Origin of the sequence: Candidatus Methanoperedens sp. (assembly GCA_012026795.1) — an archaeon.
GTDB lineage: Archaea > Halobacteriota > Methanosarcinia > Methanosarcinales > Methanoperedenaceae > Methanoperedens.
In genome coordinates this window covers 17,944-39,129 of record VEPM01000030.1, presented here as the reverse complement: position 1 = coordinate 39,129, position 21,186 = coordinate 17,944, and the positions used below count along the sequence as shown (strand labels likewise).

Sequence of the window (21,186 nt, the reverse complement as noted above, 5' to 3'; positions counted from 1 at the left end):
CACTGTTATTTTCTTTTTATTATCATCATCTCATTAGCATTTTTCATAAATTCATAACCAACTCTCTTTATTGATATCTTCAAATTCCTGAAACCCTGATCACGCACAAGAAGTTCAATATATCCTGATCTGATTCCTTTAAAATTTACGACCGGAAAAATACGAATTTCCCTGGAACTTACTCTTAAAAGTTCCTGTATTGTTTTCTTGTGGAAATCATAATCCAGTTTGTCTTCATAAAGAAATAATAAATGGGATACAAGAGACACAGTAAATTGTTCATCCCTGAAATCCGTTATGGGATATTCGACTGGTTTATATCTTTTTATCCCATATTTCTTGAAATCTTCCAGGAATGATCTGTATGCTTTTTCCCTGTTGGCTTTTAATGATTGGATATCCTTGAAAAAATCCCATAAATAAATATCGGCGATAGCTGGCATCTGCTGCATAACTGAGTCAAGGTCCTGTTCACATTTAGTCTCGATTTCATCCGGGTGAAGGCAATATATTTTATCAGAAGCAGTTACATTGAATCCTTTTGCATTTGCTTCTGCGCAGAAAGAACTTACACCTGATGCTGCATCAAGGAAGATTTCATTTTTCAGCAATTCATTATCAAGATTGAACATCTTATAATATTCATCAAATGTCCGTCCTATAAGGACGACTGTTTTCACATCCATATGTTTATTCATCGAATTCTCCCCTTGCGATCATCTGCACCTTTCCACCCACGAATACCTCTATTTTCCCGGCCTGTTCTTCTCCTCTCAAATAGAGCAATGATGGCCTTCCTATTTCATATCCTTGCTCAACCCGAATATCGATTTTCCTGCTTTTAAAATAATCGTATTTCACAAGGTATCCGGCAAGGCAGCCATTTGCGCTTCCTGTTGCAGGGTCTTCGGGTACACCATAATATTGCGCAAAAACCCTGACATTAATGTCATTTTCCACCTTTATCGTTTCAGGGCAGAAAACCAGAAGCGCTTTTGCATCGGAATCTCTTATTAATCCAGAGTATTTTTCCATGTCGATCCTGCTCTTTTTCACAGCCTCCAGAGTCTTAAGGGGAACTATGATGACTGGTAATCCTGTGGAAACTTCCTGTATCGGATATATGTGGTCAATATCTGAAGCATCGACATTCAAAACGCTTGAGATTTTATCTTGATTAAAAACCATACCAAATGTCGGAGGCATCTGTTTCATCCATAAAACTCCTCTTGCATCATTGAGATTGACCGGGATCTGTCCGATCTTCAAATTAAGAATTACGGTTTCGACGGGTTTCCTGATAATCTTGCTTTGTATTACATAAGCAGTCCCCAGTGTTGGGTGACCAGCAAAGGGAACCTCCTCTTTCGGGGTAAAAATTCGAACATCATACCCGCCATTTCTTTTTTTATCTGACAGAATAAAAGTAGTTTCGGAAAAATTGATCTCCCTGGCAATTTGCTGCATCCTGGTATCCGAAAGTCTATCTGCATTTTTCACAACCGCAAGCTGATTGCCTGCGAATTTCTCTTCTGCAAATACATCCAATATATAGAAGGTAAGATTTCCCATTTTTTTGATATGACAGCTACTTTATCACAGCGCCCTTATCCGCCGATCCCACCATTTTCTGGTAGCGTGCAAGATAGCCTTTTGTGACTTTTGGCGCGGGTGGTTTCCATGATCTTTGCCTTTGTTCAAACTCTTCTTTTGAGATATTAAGGTTCAACATACGCCCCGGTATGTCTATTTCGATTGTATCTCCTTCCCGCACATGTGCTATTGGGCCTCCTACTGCTGCTTCGGGTGACACATGGCCAATACATGGCCCCCGCGTTCCGCCGGAGAACCGGCCATCAGTAATGAGAGCCACAGAATCAATAAGTCCCATGCCAGCTATTGCTGCTGTCGGGGAAAGCATCTCTCGCATTCCCGGACCCCCTTTTGGTCCCTCATACCTGATCACAAGACAATCACCTGGTTTGATCTTCTTTGCCATTATGGCTGCCATTGCCTCTTCTTCACTCTCAAAAACACGGGCAGGTCCTGAATGTTTTAACATCTTCTGGCTGACTGCTGTCTGTTTTATTACAGAGCCGTCCGGAGCAAGGCTTCCCTTCAATACAGCGATCCCGCCTTCTGCATGTACGGGGGAATCAAGGCTTGCAATGATCTCCCTGTTTGCGCGCGGATTTATGATACTGTATTCTTTCAGGTTCTCATCGAGATTTTTTCCAGTAACTGTCAACGTATCCAGATAAAGTTTTGATTGCAGGCGTTCCTGTATTGCAGGAACTCCTCCCGCGCGTTCAAAGTCGATCAGATACCGGTTACCTCCTGGCCGCAGGTTGATCAGGTGTGGTGTCTCCTTGCTGATCTCATCGAATATAGAAAGCGGGAGGGTAAGGCCGTATTCAAGGGCTATTGCTGGTAAATGCAACGCAGTATTTGTGCTCCCCCCGATTGCCATATCAATGCGTATTGCATTGTTAAGGGACTCCTGAGTCACTATGGATCGTGCTGTTATTCCTTTTTCAACAAGTTCAAGTATTTTCATACCTGACTGCTTTGCGATCCTTATTTTTTTTGCATCCACTGCATGCGCTGTCCCGCATCCGGGAAGACTCAGGCCAAGCGCTTCAGTCACACAGGCCATGGTATTTGCAGTGAACAATCCTGCACATGAACCCGCTCCGCAGCAGGAACAATCCTCAAGGATCTTCAATTCCCGGTCTGATATCTTATTATTCTGGCGCGCTCCCACTGCCTCAAAAAGTGATATTACATCGCGGGGTTCATCACCAACGATGCCTGGCATCATAGGCCCGCCTGTTACAACTATAGTGGGTATATCGATACGCCCGGCAGCCATGAGATGTCCGGGGACGATCTTATCGCATGTTGGTATCATGACCATTCCGTCGAACTGGTGCGCTTCCACCATCATTTCGATGCTGTCTGCTATTATTTCCCTGCTCGGAAGGGAGTTCTTCATACCTGTATGCCCCATTGCTATGCCGTCGCATACCCCGATTGTGTTAAATTCAAATGGAACGCCGCCAGCCATCCGGATTCCGGCTTTTACCGCCTGCGCAAGCTTATCAAGATGAATATGACCTGGTATAACTTCATTCCAGGAATTTACAACCCCGATAAAAGGCAAAGACATTTCTTCGTCTGTCAGCCCTACAGCTTTTAATAAAGACCTGTGGGGGGCACGCTCAAGTCCTTTTTTGATATTATCGCTTCTCATGATACCCGTTCGTAGATGAGTTCAAATATTTTAAATATACCGCTGGTAAAAAAATCGCCAGCCAAAAAAAGAATCCGGCAAAAATATTGCCGGATCTATGTCTTTAGTACCCTTTTGTCTAAATTGCAGGATATCACAGGATCTGGTCTATTATTGAACCCCTGTTCCTGCTATTGTTCCTGGTAGCTGCTACAGCCACTTTGATTTTCTCTTCGACCGAAGAAGCGCTGTTTCTCACTGGCATGCTGTCTCCCTTTGGTCCCATGATCTGGGCTGAGTGGATACCTGTCATGATCGCCATGCAGCGTACCTTGCCCTCGTACTCCTTCTTTACTCTTGCGCCCCAGATAACGTTTGCATGGGAGTCAAGCTCATAAGTCAGTGATGAAGCAATCTGTTCTGCCTCGTGGAGAGACATATCAGTCCCACCGGTTATGTGGAGCAGGCATCCGGTTGCGCCCTTCGTATCCACATCAAGCAGCGGGTGGTTTAAAGCAGCTCTTACAACTTCTTTTGCCTTATCCTGTCCTTTTGCCTCGCCGACAAGCATTACTGCAAGTCCTCCGCCCTTCATTATAGCCCTGACATCTGCGTAGTCAAGATTTATCAATGATGGCTGGGTAATGGTTTCTGTAATACCTTTCACAGTCTCTGATATCAACTGGTCCATTACTGAAAATGCCTGGTCTATTGGCAGGTTCGGGACGTAATCCAGCAGTCTGTTATTATCAAGGACTATTACTGTGTCTGCTGCTTTTCTCAGTTCATCCAGGCCTTCCTCAGCTTTGAACATCCTTGAGCGCTCTACCTTGAACGGGCTTGTGACCATTCCAATTACAATTGCGCCCTGGTCTTTTGCTACCTGTGCAACTACCGGTGCAACGCCTGTTCCTGTTCCTCCGCCCATTCCTGCTGTTACAAATACCAGATTTGCATCCTTTAGTACATCTTCAAGTGTTCCCCTTGCAAGTTCTGCTGCTCTTCTTCCAACTTCCGGGAACCCGCCTGCGCCCAATCCCCTTGTTATTGATTTGCCGATCAGGATTTTTTTATCTGACTGGATTATATCCAGGTGGATCTTATCTGTGTTTATTGCGATAGTATCTGCGCCTGCAACGCCGATATTATAAAGACGATTTACTGTATTATTACCGCCCCCACCGCATCCGACTACTACGATCTTTGGTGTTCCAAATTCATCTATTTCTTCAGACGAGCCGCATGCTGCCTGCTTGAAATTCGTTTCCTTTTCTTTGAATTTTAATGCGTCCTGTACAAATGATTCCATATTCATCCCCTCAGATGATTTTTTGTATTCCTTCTATTATTCCTTCTATTGTTCCTCTTTTAAGAGCAAGAATGACTCTGCATTCTTTGACTGCTCTTTTGCTTTATCGAACAATTGCATCCTGCCAACCAATTTTTCACTTCGCTGATCGATTAGGTCTCTTATAGCCGTCCTGATTGCTTCGCTAGCGGACGGAAATTCACCATACTCAACTAACATGTCGATCATTTTTAATTGCTGTTCCGGGAGCCTTAGTGTTACTCTTTGCATATTTTGGTAACTCCCTGTGGGAGGAATGATAAACCCTGAGATTTTTCACGTTTTTATCTTTTTTAGACGGGTTCATCAGAGTGCATACATGTGTACGCCTTTTGTACGCCACTTGTATGACATTTGTCTGACACTTTGTCTGACGCAAAGATATATAAAAGTATCGATATGATGTTGTCATAATAATCATAGAATGATGATTTCAGTTCGATATACACAAACTCAAGATTTGAATGTAATTTTGAGCATTTTACTTTTAATCAGCTTGAACTGTCCCAATTATTAAAAGAAATTCATGAGAAATCATGCAGCCTGCTTTTTGAATTTTTTAAAAATAAAAACATAAAGGTTACATTTTTATAACTGTAAAAAGTATTAGGTTAAAACGTGATAGAAAAAACCATTGCAGGATTGAAAGTAGGGGACAATCAACCTGTAAGGATAATGGGAGTAATTAACCTCAGCAAAGAATCATTTTACAGGAATTCCGTGGTTTCACCCGTTCATGTGCGCGATGCTGCCCTAAAAATGATAGATGAAGGCGCAGATATTATCGATATTGGCGCACGTTCAACCTGGCCTCTTGCTGCCAGAATATCAAAAGATGAAGAACGCTCGCGCCTGATACCTGCTGTTCGTGCGCTTGCGGATATCCCGGTACCGGTTAGTGTGGATACGATGTTTTCAGGCCTTGCAGAAGAAGCACTTTTAACAGGCGCAAAAATAATAAACGATGTGAGCGGCTTCACGGCTGATGAAAAAATGATGGACGTTGCTGGAAAATACGCCTGCCCTGTGATATTAATGGCAAGCAATAATATTCCGGGTGACCCAGTGGGAATGGATGCGATAATGGAGTCACTGGAAAGAATAATTGAACGGGCGCAACATCGTGGGATTTCACCGGATTCAATTATCATTGACCCGGCTATTGGAAAATGGACTCCTGAAAAACTCCCGGTATATGATTATGAAATAATTGATAATCTCAAAAGACTCAGGATTTTTAATAAACCCATATTAGCAGCAATATCCAGAAAATCATTCATCGGGGAAACATTGAACAAACCTGCAACAGAGAGGCTTTATGGAAGCCTTGCAGCAACTGCAATCGCAGTAAGAAACGGGGCGCACATAATACGGACTCATGATGTAGCGCCAACTGTAGATGCGGTCAGGGTTGCTCAGGCTGCAAGATCAAGGATTCCTGAAGCCAGATCAGGAAGTATTGAAGCGGAATTGCTTGAAATTAAAAATATTGACGATTGCCAGAAAGCGATGTTATCAATAGGCGCGACCTCAACCGGAAGTCATGTAATGAAGAAAAAGACATTGATCCTGAACATTTTGATAAATAATATAAGCACAACAGAAGCATTAATAATCAAGCAGGAGATGCTGGCAAGAGGAGGAGATGCAGCCCTTCCGCGAGAGGCTGTTTCTCATGAAACCCAGAAGGTGAGCCTCATTATTTCAGGAACCCAGCTCCAGGTTGAGCGTCTTATAAGTAAAATACGCCACCAAGTAAGAGAACTTCCCACAATTGCAGATATGCTGACAGAATTGATGAATAAGAATAAAGATACTGTTTTCAGGTATTCAAGATAAGAATGATAATTTCAAGGCAAAAAGAATTCAATAATATCCTGCAGATGCTGGGTGAGATAGACATATTCATAATCGGCTGCGGTAAATGCGCGAAAAAACAGCGCGCTGGCGGGGAACCTGAAGTGCTGGAAATGAAAAAAAAACTTGAAGATGCAGGAAAAAACATCACGGGATGGACGGTTTTAAGTTCGGCTTGCAGCATCACTTCATGGGCCGATGTATTGTCACAGAATCCGGGTATCAATAAGGCTGATGCACTTCTTGTAATGTCATGCGGGGGAGGCGTTTCTGTGATCTCAGGATTTGCGGGAAAGCAGGTTTATCCTGCTCTTGATACAGAATCCCTCGGAGGAGTATGCTGTAATGAAGTGGTGACAGAACAATGCGGCATGTGCGGGGATTGCACAATCTGGTTATACGGTGGAATATGTCCTGTTATCCGGTGTGCAAAAAGTCTTTTAAATGGGCCATGCGGCGGCGCAGTTCAGGGAAAATGCGAAGTGGATGAACGCTTATGCGCCTGGGATAAGATATTTGAAAGGCTAAAAGAGCTCGGGAAACTTGAAAACATTGAAAATATCCATGAACCAAAAGACCACTTGAAAACCAGGGTGAAAAAAGCTTGAACTTCATTTCAAAATTACGATCGGGAAAATTCATAATCACAGCAGAGATCAGCCCTCCGAAAGGGACAGATACATCACGGATGTTGAGGGATGCTGCGTTATTAAAAGATATAGCTGATGCTGTAAATGTGACTGATAACCAGAGGGCTGTAATGAGAATGAGTCCTATTGCAGCATGCAGTATCCTCCAGGGAAAAGGTTTTGAAACAATTATGCACATCACTTGCAGGGACAGGAACAGGCTTGCGCTCCAGTCTGAGCTTGTCGGTGCTTCGGCTCTTGGAATTGGAAATGTACTCGTGATGTCAGGAGATCATCCTTCAAAAGGCGACCATGTGGGAGCAAAACCTGTTTACGATCTTGATTCTGTGCAGCTTCTTGGAATGATACGGGAACTTAACAGGGGAGTTGATCTTTCAGGAAATAAACTGGATGGAAGGACGGATTTCTGCGTGGGTGCCGTAACAAATACTGAATTAAATGAAGCAGGGCTTATTAAGCTTAAGAAAAAAATAAAAATGGGAGTAAATTTCCTGCAAACACAGGCCGTATTTGATGTAGAAAAATTTTCTGGATTTATGGAAAGAGCCGACGAAATAAGGTCAACACAATCAAAACAAATAAAGATAATAGCCGGGATAATACCGTTACGATCAGAAAGAAGCGCGCTTTTTCTCAACAAGGTTCCCGGTATAAGAGTTCCTGATGATATGATCAAACAGATAAAAGATGCAAAAGATCCTGAAGTTGAAGGCATGAGAATTACTGCCGAAATAATAAAAAAATTACGAACAATGTGTGACGGTATCCATATAATGCCTGTCGGAAACCACGAAAATACGAAAAAGTTGCTCGAAATGGCGGATTTAATATGAAAACCCAGCTTGAACATGCAAGGGAACAAACAGCAACAAAACAAATGGAAGCGGTCGCAAGGACTGAAAATATCGATATCGATACCCTGATTTCGCGTATTTCAGAGGGAAGTATCGTAATAATGACCAGGGGAAATTATAGGGGAAATAATAAAAATACTAAAGAAAATGTATCCGTTGGCATCGGTAAGGGCCTGTCAACAAAAGTCAATGTGAATTTAGGCACATCTACCTTAAAGATCGATCCCGATGAAGAGGTGAAAAAAGCCCGCATTGCCCAGATGTATGGAGCTGACACGATAACTGATCTTTCCATGGGCGGGAATATCTCCATGATTCGAAAGCTGGTGATGGAGAATACAACTCTTCCCATAACAACTGTCCCGATTTACCAGGCAGCGGCAGAAAAAGGTATCGGGAACATTAATTGTGATGATTTCATCAAGAACTTAAAACAGCAGGCTGATGAAGGTATCAGTTCTTTTGTGCTTCACTGCATCGATAGAAAGACACTTGATATTATGAAAAAAGGAAAACGCATAATGGGTGTTGTATCAAAAGGCGGATCAATAACAAGCGCCTATATGATGCTTAATGGTTGTGAAAATCCTTTTATTTCGAATTTTGAGGAGGTCCTGGAAATCCTCAGGGAACATGATATTGTGCTCTCGCTTGGGAATACCATGCGAAGCGGATGCATACATGATAAAAGGGATAAAGCGCAGATTGCAGAGATAAAACAGAATGTAAAACTTGCAAAAACTGCAAATGAGGCTGGTGTCCAGGTAATAATAGAAGGAATGGGCGGACACGTCCGCGCTGACATGATAGCCGGGTATGTCAGGTTCCATAAAAAACAATCCTGCCATCCTCTTTTTGTTGCGGGGCCGCTTCCTGCTGATGTTGCAGTCGGGTATGACCATATTGCAGGAAGCGTTGGCGCGAGCTTGGCAAGCGGGGCGGGCGCTGATTACCTGTGTTATATAACTCCATCCGAACACCTGGGTCTTCCAGGCCCTGAACAGGTCCGGGAAGGTCTCATTGCTTTTAAGATAGCAGCGCATATCGGTGACTCAATAAAATACGGGCCTGATGAAAGGGACAGGAACCTTGCAGGAAAAAGGGCTATGCTTGACTGGGAGGGACAGATGAAATATGCTATTGATAGCGACAGGGCAAGGGAATTGGCGCCTTCCGAAGGCCCCTGCACAATGTGCGGGGATTTTTGTGCTATAAAAATTATGAAGGAGTTCAGCAGTATTAACTGTATAAAAACCTATTTCACCGCAAAGAACGCAAAGGACGCAAAGAATGGACGAGAATGAATTATCAAATAAGATAGGGGGAGCAGCGATAGAAGTACATAGGACATTGGGGCCCGGGTTGCTGGAATCAACATATGAGGAATGTCTTTGCCATGAATTATTACTTAATGAATTACTCGAATATCAAATAACGCAAATCTTAGCTACCACAATCTTTGCGCTCTTTGCGTTCTTTGCGGTGATATTTCAATTCTACCCAAACAGGCCAGAGTCATATAATACTATGAGGTTAACAACATGCAATTAATCGGAATAAAAACACCTCTCATAGTACCTGGCGATGATATCGCAGAAGTGCTCAGCAATGCCATGAAAACCACAAGCATAACCCCGCAGGAAAATGATATTCTTGTTCTTGCCGAATCGGCTGTAGCAACCGCAGAAGGTCGGGTTGTGAAGTTAGATACGGTAAAACCCTCTGAAAAAGCCATTGAACTTTCAGAGATCTATCAAAATGACCCGCGGAAAATGGAGCTGATCATAAGGGAATCTGATGAGATCCTTGGGGGGATTCCTGGTGTGGTTGTGACCATTACAAAAGGTGTACTCTCCCCAAGTGCGGGGATCGATAATTCAAATGCTCCCGAAGGCTATGTGGTGCTGCTTCCGGCCGATCCAAGGAAGAGCGCAATCGGGATACGCAGGAAGCTTATGAAAAAATACAATTGCAATATCGCAGTAATTGTGGGCGATAGCCGAACGCAGCCCCTGCGTCTTGGATGTGTGGGCATTGCGCTTGGCTGTGCGGGTATAGAGCCAGTCGAGGATATCAGGGGACGCAAAGACTTATTTGGTAAACCGCTTTTAATTACAAGGCGCGCAACTGCGGATAACCTTGTTTCTGCAGCGCAAATAATCATGGGTGAGGCCGATGAGAGCACTCCCGCAGTGCTTATCCGGGATGCGCCTGTCGTATTCATAGATGGCAGCCCGGATATCCCGCAGATACCGAGAGAAGAATGTCTTTATTTTGCCTGTTTTGACAAGACCGGAAATAAAGTTCCTAATAAGCCGGGAAATAAATGTAATACCATAAATTTTTAATATCGTGAAACATTTAAGGAAGAAGAAAACATCTAAAAATTGAGGGAATTATGGCATTTGTTCAAACATTAATGAATTCTAAGAAACATATTGATGAAGCTGACCTCGAAATCGATATTGGGAAAAATGTAGCTTTAAGGCCAAGACTTGAGAAAATGCAGTTTTTAGAACCCGGAGTTGAAGCAAATCTTTACAGCATGCTTTATTCCCATGGCCCCGGGAACGGTACAGCACTTTTCATGCCTTTTGACCAGAAAAGCTCCGAGCACGGCCCCGGTCATGAATTCCTGTGGGAAAACGATGACTCAGACGCAGACGAAATAAATTTAAGGGGAAAAGGCTCGGCAGACATGCGGTCTGTTGCAGAACTTGTGAATTGCGGTAATTTTTCAGGATATGTCCTGCATCCTGGCAATGTGAGGCAGTTCAAGCACTTATTCAGGCCTGATATTCCTTTGATATACAAGATCGATGGACACATTTCGCAGCCACAGAGCGCCGGGTTTATGTCAACTGTGGGCACAATTGAAGAAGCACTCAAGTATGGTGCGTCAGCTATCGGCTTGACAATATATCCGGGGGGAGAACACATAAAAGCAGACCTTGAGAGAGCAGCCCAGATCATAAGGAAGGCTCATGATGCAGGTCTTGTTGCTGTGGTCTGGGCCTATGCGAGGGGGCCGGGGTTAGATGAGAAAACCAGATTCAAGGACAAAGAAGGTGAATTCCAGGGTGTGACGCAGGCTGACAGCCTGTACTGGACACATTATGCTGTTTCGATAGCCTCAGGATTACTGGGAGCAGATATTGTCAAGACCAAATATCCGGCAAAGGTAAAGCCTGACAACCGGAGAGCATACGATTCGCATATAGAGGGTCTTGCAAAAAAGAACTCAAGTATGATCGCTTACAAATACCTTGAACCCAAAAACGCAGAAACCACATTGACAGCAGACCAGGAAATATTCAGGGCAAGCATTGTTGTGCAGGCCGCTCCTCATTCTATTGTTATTTTTTCAGGCGGGCCTAAACTGCCGGGTAATCCCACAGAGAGTCTTGTAAAACAAACGGAAATTGTCATGAAAGCAGGTGCAGAAGGCGGCATATATGGGAGAAACATCTGGGGTTTGCCTGTTAAAGACGGATTAGAAGCCGCCCGTGCGGTGAATGACCTTATCAGAAAAACGGAATTCCACAGGAAACTGACACAGGTAAGGTTTGCAGGATACGAATAATTAAAAAAATGAACCGCAGATAAACGCAATACCTGCGGTTCAAATGCGGTTTTTATTCGTTACCTTTGCGCTTTTTCAAGGTCTTGTGCGGTTCCGATAAGTATCTTCTTGAAGCCTTCGATCATAACCGCAAGATCCCCGATCTCATCATCGGACTGTGCTTTGATTTCTGCTGTAAAATCTCCTCCTGCGACCTTTGTGGTAGCATCCACTATGTTATCAAGAGGCTTGAGAATGTACTTATTCACAAGAATTACAACTATTAAGCTCACTAATATGGCTGAGATGATGGATACGATAAGCACAAACGATGTGCTTTCTCTTGCCGCATTCTCAAGAATTGAAACATCCTTCACGACAACGATCGTTCCGACTACTTTTCCACCTGCATCCAGCAATGGGAAGCCACCTATAATGTAAGTGGAAGATCCAGCCTGGTATTTGTCGAATATGTCCCCGTCAGCAGGGGTTTGTGCCAGTTTGTCTTCGCTGTTGGCGGCAAAAGTCGCTATCGATTCGGTTGTTGTATCTATGACTACATAATCTTTAAGATCATCATAGTTATCTTTCAATCCCTTTCCTTCCCTGAGCGATTTCCAGTCTTCACGCTTTATAAATTCTTTCTTAATGAAAATACCGAATTCATTTCCTGTTTGCTTTTTCATATCTTTAAGGAAATGGTCGATTTCTTCACCCAGTTCCAGGTATCCAATGAGATCCGGACCATTATAATACGGGTGCACTACCCTTAATGCAAATGCGGTCTTACCCAGCTCAAGTCCTGTTCCGTATCCTTTCGACTCTACTGATTTCTCATAGGTTTTTCGTGTTATCTTATCACCGAATTGTGCCGGGCTATGAAGCCTGAGGAAATTTGTACCATTCGGATAATGGAAATAAAAGTGCGTTATCCCGAAATCCTGTCTTAACTGGCTGAATATGGGCTGTCCATAATTGCTCAGGTCAGTCCGGTTGCCTTTTAAGTATATTTCTTTTAATTCCTTATTACTGAGAAAAGCCTGCAATGTGCTTGATAACACCTTAATGTCATTATTTTCAAGGTTGTAAAACATTTCTTTTGAAGTTTTTATTGAATCATCGCTTACAGCGTGCAGGTTCCTTTCCTCGGCATTAACGAAGGTATAATAAAATATACCCGTGAGGAGCGCGATACCTATTACAATTATTGGAAGCAGTTTGAATTTTACACTTATTCTCATAATTTAACTCCTAAATGCTTACCCCGAGTATTTCTGAGGCTGCACTCTTTATTTTCTGTATCTTTTCAGGATCATCCGGTGTTTTTTCATTAAAAGCCATCAAAATGCCTGATTTCAAGCCTATCTTTCCCCTGGTGGGAAGTTTGTCTAAACCCTTTTGCGTTATTATTTCATCAATTTTTTTAGATATTTCAAATAATTGACCCATTACTTTCCTCCTGAAATATAATATATCTCAAATGGATTAACCAGAAAAGTGGTGAACAACCTTTTATATTTGTGTGTGATCAACGTGTGACGCTTAATTCACGCGCTATTTATTATTCAATTAAAAACAGGATTAAATTCCTGAAATTATTAACAAAAAACAAAAAATGGTTTAAAATTAATAACCATTTTTGGAATAAAACCGCATTCCAAAGTGCTCACACTGGCCGGCTTCGCAATCCTCCTCTTGCCGCTTTTCACAATGCGAAAGAGTTAGAAGTCTTATAGCCATATCATGTTTCTGGCAGTATGGTGAAACTATCATTTTATTCCTCCTGTTATGTAAACGATTATTCAAACCGTTACCAATATGTAATTAATTCCCAAGGTATATATTATTAACCCTTAATTATATAATTCTAATTATCATTATCATCATAGGATACCGATTGAATAAAAACGATATGCATTACCAGCTTTTCCCGAATTTTTCCCGGAAAATAAGTTGATCGAGTTCTTTCCTCTCCGAAAGCCTTTTCTTATCAACAGGATGCCCCAGGGCAACTACGGCCATTAATTCGAATGAATCCGGAGCTCCAAGGACTTTATTGACTTTTTCCTTATTCTCCAGTATTTCGCCGAGCCATACACCCCCAAGTCCCAGGGAATGGATGGCAAGAAGCATGTTCTGGATACATGCGCCTATTGATTGTACATCTTTTACATAATGGTACATGTGGTCTTTGTCCAGGAAAACAACTATCAAAACGGGTGCTTTTTTAATAGTAGGGCCATATTTGGTAAGATTTGATAATGCTACCTTTGTTCCGGAATCGCGTACTATGATAAACCGCCATGCCTGGTTATTCAAACCCGACGGCGCCCATCTTCCGGCCTCCAGGATTTGCGTGATTATCCCATCACTCACATTTTCATCAGTAAATCCACGTACGCTGCGTCTTGATTTTATTGTTTCTATCGTGTCCATTTTATCACCCATACATCAAAGGATCAGGAGGTGCCATCTTCAACATCGGAATAAGATTTTCAACTGAGATCGGGAAAACTGCTGCAGTTTTTTCTCCGCATACCGGACATTTCCTTGATAAATTAAGCGGCGTTACCCGGATCGTTTCTTCATATATAGATTCGGAAATATATGTACTGACAGTCTGGATGGTCTGTCCGATATCAAATTCCCCGCCTGAAAGAAAATCATAGTAAGTAATTTTTTCTGAAAATCCACACTTGCATTTAAGCTCGATTTTATTTTTCAGGAACATGTTGTTCCTGTTTTTTTGTAATAATGAAATAATCGTATCTTTCATTGATTCTTAGATTCATTTCCATGTACTAAATTATTTCGTAGCGCTCTAATTTCAATGCTGCCCATTTTTATTGAGCAGCTAAAATAATTTGAATCCAAGAACGATTAAGAAGAGAATAAGAAGAGGCTGATGAATTAAATAAACAGTTAATGAATGTTTACCCAAAAATTTAAATATATTTGAAAAATTGCTATTAAATTTAATTTTTTGCATTTTCGCAGCGATATATTTCCCGTAATAAATGCCAAGTAAAACCACGCCCAGCCATGGTATCATAGGAAAATAATCGAATGTGGAAAAGCTTTCAGGAATAAAACCAAGCCAGAAGAGGTATGAAAAACCGAACGTTTGTTGCTGCAAATAAACACCCGATAGAATAAACAATAGGCCGGCAATCAGATTCAGCTTATTATATTTTATAAATACGGGTATGAGAAAAGAGGTAACAGCAAAGAAATGCAGTATCCCGAAAAATATGGTTTTCCGGGGTACAAAAACATAAGTGAATAAGGTTATTAATATTGCGTAAAAAAGAAGCTTCATTCCCCGTATGAAATACTTCCTGGTTAATTTTTCCTTTTGTTTTTGGTAACTTACATAAGCTGAGACACCTGATACCAAAATAAAAATAGAAGCGATAGAAACAGGAAGGATGTATCGGTATAAATAATTTGACGGTATACTTATCAAATTGAAATAATCCAGAGTGATAGAATAATTAAATAAAACCATAAAAACGATATCGATACCTCTTACAAAATCAATAGCCTGTATTCTATCCTGTTCGAGCAGGGGATTGTTTGACATTTATTTATCCTCTTAGGGGTTTACCAATAATAAGATAGCAGTATTATACCAAAAAGTTAGTATATATGAGGTCAATAATATAGAATAGGAAAGGAACAAAAAAAAGATTAGCTGACGGGGAGGAAAGCTTGCCTTTACTTGAGATCAAAGAAATTACCTACAGGGTGAAAGAAAAAGAGATTTTTTCAGGACTCTCACTTTTAGTTCATCCCGGTGAAGTCCATGCAATTCTTGGAAAAAATGGGACAGGAAAAAGCACTCTTGCTTACTTGATCATGGGATGTGAGGGTTACACCCCCACAACAGGAGATATATTGTTTGATGGAAAAGTCATAAATCACCTGTTGCTGCATGAAAGGGCAAGGCTTGGAATTACTATGGCATGGCAGGAGCCTGTGAGGTTTGAAGGCATTTCTGTAAGGGATTACCTGACCCTGCGGAATAAAGAAATTGACCCATCCGGTTATCTTGAATTGGCAGGATTGAATCCCGGGCTTTACCTTGAAAGGATAATGGACAGTACCCTAAGCGGCGGTGAAAGAAAAAGGATCGAACTGGCATCTGTCGTTGCACTTAGCCCCAGGCTTGTTGTCCTTGATGAGCCTGACTCTGGTATAGACATGCTTTCGATCCAGGACATATTGAATGTCATCACTGAATTTAAGGAACATGGAGCATCAGTGCTTTTGATTACACACAGGGAGGAGATCGCAAATATTGCCGACAGGGCTTCCGAGATATGTAATGGAAGAATAATTTGTTCCGGCTCTCCCCGGAAAGTTACCAGGTATTATAAATCAAGAAAATGTGAAGTATGTATTGGGGAGGAATGTATATATGTCTGAGCTTGATGAATTGATGAAGATATTTGGAGAAGCTGGCGGTGATAAAAGCATCCTGGCAAAAGAAGATACTGCACATCTTGTTGCAAGCGGACACTCGATATTGAGTATGAAGGCAGTTAAAGGTATTGAGGTTGACGCAAAAGAGATCGGATCAGGGATTTCTGTAAAGGTAAAAGTGCTTGAAGGGACTCACCTTTTGAATCCTGTGCATATCTGCTTCGGGGTTCTCCATAAGAGCGGTATTCAAAAAATAAATATGGATGTAAAATTTGAAATGGATTCGCAAGCAAGCTTTATTGCGCATTGCATTTTCCCAAAAGCGGAAAAAGTAAAGCATATCATGGATGCGGTAATTGACATCGGTGAAAATGCAACTATGAGATATTCCGAAGTCCATTATCATGGTATATATGGCGGGATATATGTAAATCCAAAGGCTGTCGTAAAAATCGGAAAAAATGGGAAGTATTTCACGGATTTTTTATTGGTCAGTGGACGTGTTGGGAAGCTTGAGATCGATTATTCGGTTAAAATGAGTGAGAATGCTGTAACTGAAATAACCGCGAGGGTGTTTGGACATGGGGATGATAATATTTCAATAACGGATAAAGTTGCACTTGATGGAGTGAATTCAAAAGGGCTAATAAAGACAAGGGTGGCGATCGAAGATAATGCGCACGCCCAGGTAACAGGTATTACTGAAGGTAATGCCCGGGGCGCAAGAGGACATGTCGACTGCATGGAGATCGTTAAGGACAAAGCTGTGGCAAAAGCTATACCTATTGTGATGGTAACAAACTCACTTGCAAAAGTGACACATGAGGCCGCTATAGGAAGCGTTGATAAGAAACAGCTTGAGACACTCATGGCGCACGGATTGAGTCCTGAGGAAGCGGTTGATACGATCGTAAGGGGAATTTTGAAATAAAAAAATTAACAGTTCAAATCAAATTTTGGTAAAAATGAAAGGAGGTAATCAAAATGGGAAGGATAAATAGTCAATCAAATAATGACAGAATCACCCTGGTACGCATAGGGGATGCAGAGATAGGTCTAATATCTGTTGGTGAGGTATTTGAAAGAATATACCAGGGAAAGAAAAAACCTGATGAGATCGAACGAATTGAACTTGTCAGGGAACTTTCAGATTATAATTTCGTGCCAGACGGGTCATGGAACGAATACGCAGACATTTTGATCAGCGAATATGAAAAGTATTATAATAAAAAGACACTGAGCCATAGGCAGGATTAACAATAAGATACAATCTGCACCTTGCAAAGAAAAGTCCGGACAAGATGCGGATAATCTCGAAAAGCTTATCGTAAGCTGTGTGAAAGTAATGTCACAATATGAAAGAGCTTCTCTCCTGGGACCAGACACTTTTCAAAGATAGTGAGTTATTTGAACTTGACCATATCCCTGAGCATTTTCTTCACAGGGATACACAGCTTTCATCACTCATGCATTGCATCCGGCCTGCCCTGGGCGGAGGACGACCTCTAAACAGTCTCTGTATAGGCGCACCAGGGACAGGAAAAACAACAGCAGTGCAAAAGGTTTTCGAGGAGATCGAAAATCATTCTGAAAAGCTGGTGCCGGTGCTCGTTAATTGCCAGGTTAATTCAACGCGATACGCTGTATTTTCACAGATATTCAAGAAACTCATTGGTTATGCGCCCCCGGCTTCGGGAGCTTCTTTTAAGAAGATATTCGGCGATGTTGCAAAATATATAGTTGAGCATGAAAAAGTGCTCATTGTAGCGCTTGATGATATGAATTACCTGTTCTATGACACAGAGGTCAATGATGTCCTGTACTCGCTTCTGAGGGCTCATGAAACACATCCCGGCGCGCGGATGGGCGTTATTGCGATACTCAGCGACACGGGTGTTCCCCATATACTTGACCCAAAAGTTGAATCTGTATTCCTGCCTGAAGAAGTGAAATTCCCGCCATATTCGATCGATGAGATACGCGATATCCTGTCAAACCGCGTAAAGCTAGGGTTTTACCCGGATGTGCTTGATACAAACGTTCTTGAAAACATAGTACAGCACACTTTCGCACTTGGCGATCTGCGCGTGGGTATTGACCTATTAAAGCGCTCCGGACTCAATTCGGAAAAGCGGGCAAGTAAAACAATTGCCCTGGAAGATGTTGAATCAGCGTATGAGAAATCCAGGCTTGTGCATCTTTCCTATATGATGCGTACTTTGAAAAAAGATGAAAAAATACTCCTTGGATTAATAGCGGATTCTCCCCAATCCAATTCAGGCGACCTTTATGAAAGATTCCACCAGAAGACCTCTCTTGGGTACACGAGTTTTTATGAATTGCTTAACAAGCTTGGCTCTTTCAAGCTTATAGATACTGATTTTACTGGTAAGGGGGCACGCGGGAGAAGCCGCATTGTTACACTTAGGTTCAAACCGGAAGAAGTAAGAGTGAGATTGTAAATAACAGATTTTATATAACTATATCTGCATTTATCTGCATTTATCTGCTGTTTATTATTTCATTGATTATTTAGGATTCCCCGTATGGATTTAAAAAACTATATATATCTTTATTACCACTAATAGTTATTCAAAATTTTAATTTAAAGAGGAGAAAATAAATGACAAATCAGGTACAACCGATACTTCCACTTGCGCCGGTAGAACGAATAATCAGGAAAGCAGGAGCTGACAGGGTGGCAGAGGATGCAGGCGTTGAGCTTGCAAAAGTCCTTGAGGAATATGGCATAGAGATTTCGCGTGAAGCCATAACCCTTGCAAAACATGCAAAGAGAACAACTGTCAAAGAAGAAGATATCAGGCTTGCTGTTGCAAGATTGAAGAAACCGAGCTTTACCACATAAATCTACTTTTTTTCATTTTTTGCTGACAGGATATACTGCTCAGGCACCTTCCCCAGCCATTCCACCCGAACCCTTGTACGCTGGATAAGGCTTCAAACTGCGGGCGGCGCTCGTCATGCCTGGCATCCTTTCAAGTCATCACCGTTCAGCCAGTCTGTGAACGCATAGATGAAATATTCAGAGTTTAATGCCCCAAGAAGACGTATTTTAGCTTTTGGATCTCCCTCTTTTTGGTATAGGTTCTCCAATTCATCTATATATTTTCCTGGATGGAAAAAAATAGTACAGATAAGGAAAACATTGCCGCTATAACACTAAAAAATGGAATTATCATGGCGATTGTTGCTGATTTCTAAAGTGTGATATATGCAGATGGAATAGTTGGTGCATTATTAATAAATGTTGATGATAATGGACAAAATTAGATCTGAAGGCGTAAAGAAAAAATTCAAGCTCAAAGAAGGGCAGAAGGTGAATTCCAACGGCATAGTATCCAATGAAATAGAGGTGTTAAACGGTGTTGACCTGTGTATCAGGAATGGGGAATTTCTCGTTGTTGTTGGGCCCAGCGGGTGTGGGAAGTCCGTTTTGCTTGATATTATAGCCGGATTGACAGGTTCCACCAGCGGAAGTGTCTATCTGGACGATAAAAAGGTCGAAGGAACCAATATCAAGACCGGATATGTATTCCAGCAATATGCGCTTTTTCCCTGGAGAAACGCTCTTTCTAACATAGAATTCGGACTTGAAGCACAAAATGTACCTAAAGAAGAAAGGACAAAGATCGCTAAAAAACTGCTCTCCGTATTCGGGCTATCTGACTTCTGGGACAGGTTTCCCTACCAGCTCTCCGGCGGCATGCAGCAAAGAGTAGCAATAGCAAGGGCGCTTGCGACTAATCCGGAGGTATTATTGATGGATGAACCTTTTGCAGCACTGGATGCCCAGACCCGTGAGATTCTCCAGAATGAGCTCCTAAAAATCTGGGAAGGAACTTGTACAACCGTTATATTTGTAACTCACAGCATTGATGAGGCAATTTTCCTTGCAGACAGGGTCGCTGTATTTACTGCAAGACCAGGAGCCGTAAAACACGTGATAGATATCGATCTTCCAAGACCGAGAGATGTGAATATCAGATCAAGCCCTGAATTTGCAAACAACCGTCATAAAGTCTGGGATTTGCTCAAAGGAGAAGTGATCAAAGCGCAGAAGGATTGGGAGCTTGCATCGGTATATTCGAAGTAGTAATAATAAAATAAATATAATAAAAATAGGGCAAAAAATATGAATAATAATATTAAAATAAATATGAACAATAATAATACTATTAAATTGTTATCTATTATTACAGTCGTTGCTATCTTGCTTGTCGGTAGTGGTTGTCTTACAACGGAAAACACACAGAAAGAGCCAGCTACAATTGCAAAACAAGATACTGTTGTTATTCGTATTCTTGACAGCCCTGATACAGCCAGTAATTGGGACATAATGAAAAAATTGACAGGAAGAGATATTTTGGAAGAAGAGGGGGTAAAGTTAGAATACATAACTTCCTTACCTACTGGAAGCGGTACTACTGGCGTACAGTCACTACTGGCCAATAATGTTGATTATCCTGCTGCCGGTTCATCAGGTCCGGCTCTGCCGGTATGGATAAACGCAATTGGCTCAGGAGGAAAGATAAAAGTTGTCCATGGAACACGTGTCAGGACATTAGAAAAACCAGATAGTTACTGGGTAGTGCTGGAGAACAGCAGCATATCTACGGTAAAAGACTTTGTGGACAAAAAAATTGCAGTGAATACGCTGGGAGCTGAGTCTGATTATGCAACCAGGTTTTATTTGAAAAATAACGGAATTTCTATCGATCAGGTTCAACTGATTGTTGTACCCAGTGCACAGCATGAACAGGTTTTAAGGACAAAACAAGTTGATATCGCAGTGATAGGCGAACAACAGTATCAGATTGCAAAGAAAAGAGGAGGGATCAGAACAGTGACCGACTCTTATCAAATTAAGGGAAAAGCAACGATGGCATCGGGAGCAGGATTCAGGGAAGATTTCATAAAAGAGCATCCAGGCGCAGTGAAAGGATTTGTGCGGGTATATGAAAAATCCCAGCGTTTGATATATGACGAATTCCAAAAGAATCCGGAGTCTGTCAAGAAAGCTGTGTCGGAGATTCTAAAGGAAAAAGGTGGAAATCCGGAGCTAGGGAATTATTATCTACCTACATTTGTGCCTGATCATCCATTTATGACAGACGATGATGTACAGTGGTGGATTGATCGCTTTATAGAGGATGGCAAATTAAATCCAGGTCAAATTAAGCCTTCTGATATCTATACAAATGAATTTAATCCGTATTATAAAAAATAATGGAGATATT

24 protein-coding genes are annotated in these 21,186 nt (G+C 41.7%); 14 read left to right on the top strand and 10 right to left on the bottom strand.

Annotation, left to right across the window (positions count from 1 at the left end; all coding sequences use genetic code 11):
• Window positions 1-5: 5 nt before the first annotated feature.
• The 5 genes from FIB07_14120 to FIB07_14100 form a co-directional block, all read right to left on the bottom strand.
• The gene (locus tag FIB07_14120; protein ID NJD53991.1) at window positions 6-698 is read right to left on the bottom strand and encodes a hypothetical protein; all 693 of its coding nucleotides are present in this window, start codon (window positions 696-698) and stop codon (window positions 6-8) included.
• Entirely contained in the window at window positions 691-1,572 is an 882-nt protein-coding gene (locus FIB07_14115; GenBank protein ID NJD53990.1) for a PhzF family phenazine biosynthesis protein, read from the bottom strand. Before FIB07_14115 ends, FIB07_14120 begins: the two co-directional genes overlap by 8 nt.
• 16 nt (window positions 1,573-1,588) lie before the next feature.
• Window positions 1,589-3,253, bottom strand: coding sequence for a dihydroxy-acid dehydratase (ilvD, locus tag FIB07_14110; GenBank protein NJD53989.1), 1,665 nt, complete (start codon window positions 3,251-3,253; stop codon window positions 1,589-1,591).
• 133 nt (window positions 3,254-3,386) lie between these two features.
• Window positions 3,387-4,541 carry a cell division protein FtsZ gene (ftsZ, locus tag FIB07_14105; GenBank protein NJD53988.1) on the bottom strand — a complete coding sequence of 385 codons (1,155 nt, stop codon included), beginning with the start codon at window positions 4,539-4,541 and terminating at the stop codon, window positions 3,387-3,389.
• Window positions 4,542-4,586: 45 nt separating this feature from the next.
• On the bottom strand, window positions 4,587-4,811 hold the full coding sequence (locus tag FIB07_14100; GenBank protein NJD53987.1) for a ribbon-helix-helix protein, CopG family: 225 nt from the start codon (window positions 4,809-4,811) through the stop codon (window positions 4,587-4,589).
• A gap of 444 nt (window positions 4,812-5,255) precedes the next feature.
• On the opposite strand from FIB07_14100, the gene folP reads away from it, so the two are divergent.
• From folP to FIB07_14065, 7 genes are read left to right on the top strand one after another with little or no spacing between them, the layout of a single operon-like run.
• Window positions 5,256-6,419, top strand: coding sequence for a dihydropteroate synthase (folP, locus tag FIB07_14095; GenBank protein ID NJD53986.1), 1,164 nt, complete (start codon window positions 5,256-5,258; stop codon window positions 6,417-6,419).
• Window positions 6,420-6,421: 2 nt separating this feature from the next.
• Window positions 6,422-7,045: a hypothetical protein gene (locus tag FIB07_14090; protein NJD53985.1), complete on the top strand. Its 624-nt coding sequence runs from the start codon at window positions 6,422-6,424 to the stop codon at window positions 7,043-7,045.
• A complete protein-coding gene (locus FIB07_14085) occupies window positions 7,042-7,920 on the top strand; it encodes a methylenetetrahydrofolate reductase (protein ID NJD53984.1) in 879 nt (292 codons plus the stop codon). The genes FIB07_14090 and FIB07_14085 overlap by 4 nt, the downstream gene beginning before the upstream one ends.
• Window positions 7,917-9,245 carry a phosphomethylpyrimidine synthase ThiC gene (gene thiC, locus FIB07_14080; protein NJD53983.1) on the top strand — a complete coding sequence of 443 codons (1,329 nt, stop codon included), beginning with the start codon at window positions 7,917-7,919 and terminating at the stop codon, window positions 9,243-9,245. Before FIB07_14085 ends, thiC begins: the two co-directional genes overlap by 4 nt.
• A complete protein-coding gene (locus FIB07_14075) occupies window positions 9,232-9,492 on the top strand; it encodes a GxxExxY protein (GenBank protein ID NJD53982.1) in 261 nt (86 codons plus the stop codon). Before thiC ends, FIB07_14075 begins: the two co-directional genes overlap by 14 nt.
• Window positions 9,483-10,289, top strand: coding sequence for a coenzyme F420-0:L-glutamate ligase (gene cofE / locus FIB07_14070; GenBank protein NJD53981.1), 807 nt, complete (start codon window positions 9,483-9,485; stop codon window positions 10,287-10,289). The genes FIB07_14075 and cofE overlap by 10 nt, the downstream gene beginning before the upstream one ends.
• Window positions 10,290-10,339: 50 nt before the next feature.
• Complete coding sequence (locus FIB07_14065) at window positions 10,340-11,524, top strand: hypothetical protein (GenBank protein NJD53980.1); 1,185 nt, start codon at window positions 10,340-10,342, stop codon at window positions 11,522-11,524.
• 59 nt (window positions 11,525-11,583) lie between these two features.
• Here the strand turns inward: FIB07_14065 and FIB07_14060 are convergent, their stop codons facing one another.
• The 5 genes from FIB07_14060 to FIB07_14040 form a co-directional block, all read right to left on the bottom strand.
• Window positions 11,584-12,744, bottom strand: coding sequence for a HAMP domain-containing protein (locus FIB07_14060; protein ID NJD53979.1), 1,161 nt, complete (start codon window positions 12,742-12,744; stop codon window positions 11,584-11,586).
• 10 nt (window positions 12,745-12,754) lie between these two features.
• Complete coding sequence (locus FIB07_14055; GenBank protein ID NJD53978.1) at window positions 12,755-12,952, bottom strand: hypothetical protein; 198 nt, start codon at window positions 12,950-12,952, stop codon at window positions 12,755-12,757.
• Window positions 12,953-13,420: 468 nt separating this feature from the next.
• The gene (locus tag FIB07_14050) at window positions 13,421-13,939 is read right to left on the bottom strand and encodes a nitroreductase family protein (protein NJD53977.1); all 519 of its coding nucleotides are present in this window, start codon (window positions 13,937-13,939) and stop codon (window positions 13,421-13,423) included.
• Between the two features lie 4 nt (window positions 13,940-13,943).
• Window positions 13,944-14,279, bottom strand: coding sequence for a hypothetical protein (locus tag FIB07_14045; protein ID NJD53976.1), 336 nt, complete (start codon window positions 14,277-14,279; stop codon window positions 13,944-13,946).
• Window positions 14,280-14,357: 78 nt separating this feature from the next.
• Entirely contained in the window at window positions 14,358-15,086 is a 729-nt protein-coding gene (locus FIB07_14040) for a DUF1624 domain-containing protein (protein NJD53975.1), read from the bottom strand.
• 128 nt (window positions 15,087-15,214) lie between these two features.
• Between FIB07_14040 and FIB07_14035 the strand changes: the two genes are divergently transcribed.
• The 7 genes from FIB07_14035 (at window position 15,215) to FIB07_14005 (ending at window position 21,176) form a co-directional block, all read left to right on the top strand.
• Complete coding sequence (locus tag FIB07_14035; protein NJD53974.1) at window positions 15,215-15,931, top strand: ABC transporter ATP-binding protein; 717 nt, start codon at window positions 15,215-15,217, stop codon at window positions 15,929-15,931.
• Window positions 15,924-16,859 carry a FeS assembly protein SufBD gene (locus tag FIB07_14030; protein NJD53973.1) on the top strand — a complete coding sequence of 312 codons (936 nt, stop codon included), beginning with the start codon at window positions 15,924-15,926 and terminating at the stop codon, window positions 16,857-16,859. The genes FIB07_14035 and FIB07_14030 overlap by 8 nt, the downstream gene beginning before the upstream one ends.
• A 53-nt stretch (window positions 16,860-16,912) precedes the next feature.
• Window positions 16,913-17,185, top strand: a complete 273-nt coding sequence (locus FIB07_14025) for a hypothetical protein (protein ID NJD53972.1) — start codon at window positions 16,913-16,915, stop codon at window positions 17,183-17,185.
• Between the two features lie 98 nt (window positions 17,186-17,283).
• On the top strand, window positions 17,284-18,390 hold the full coding sequence (locus tag FIB07_14020; GenBank protein NJD53971.1) for an ORC1-type DNA replication protein: 1,107 nt from the start codon (window positions 17,284-17,286) through the stop codon (window positions 18,388-18,390).
• A gap of 161 nt (window positions 18,391-18,551) precedes the next feature.
• The gene (locus FIB07_14015; GenBank protein NJD53970.1) at window positions 18,552-18,794 is read left to right on the top strand and encodes a histone family protein; all 243 of its coding nucleotides are present in this window, start codon (window positions 18,552-18,554) and stop codon (window positions 18,792-18,794) included.
• Between the two features lie 411 nt (window positions 18,795-19,205).
• Window positions 19,206-20,042 carry an ABC transporter ATP-binding protein gene (locus FIB07_14010; GenBank protein NJD53969.1) on the top strand — a complete coding sequence of 279 codons (837 nt, stop codon included), beginning with the start codon at window positions 19,206-19,208 and terminating at the stop codon, window positions 20,040-20,042.
• A gap of 39 nt (window positions 20,043-20,081) precedes the next feature.
• Entirely contained in the window at window positions 20,082-21,176 is a 1,095-nt protein-coding gene (locus tag FIB07_14005) for an ABC transporter substrate-binding protein (GenBank protein ID NJD53968.1), read from the top strand.
• Window positions 21,177-21,186 lie beyond the last annotated feature (10 nt).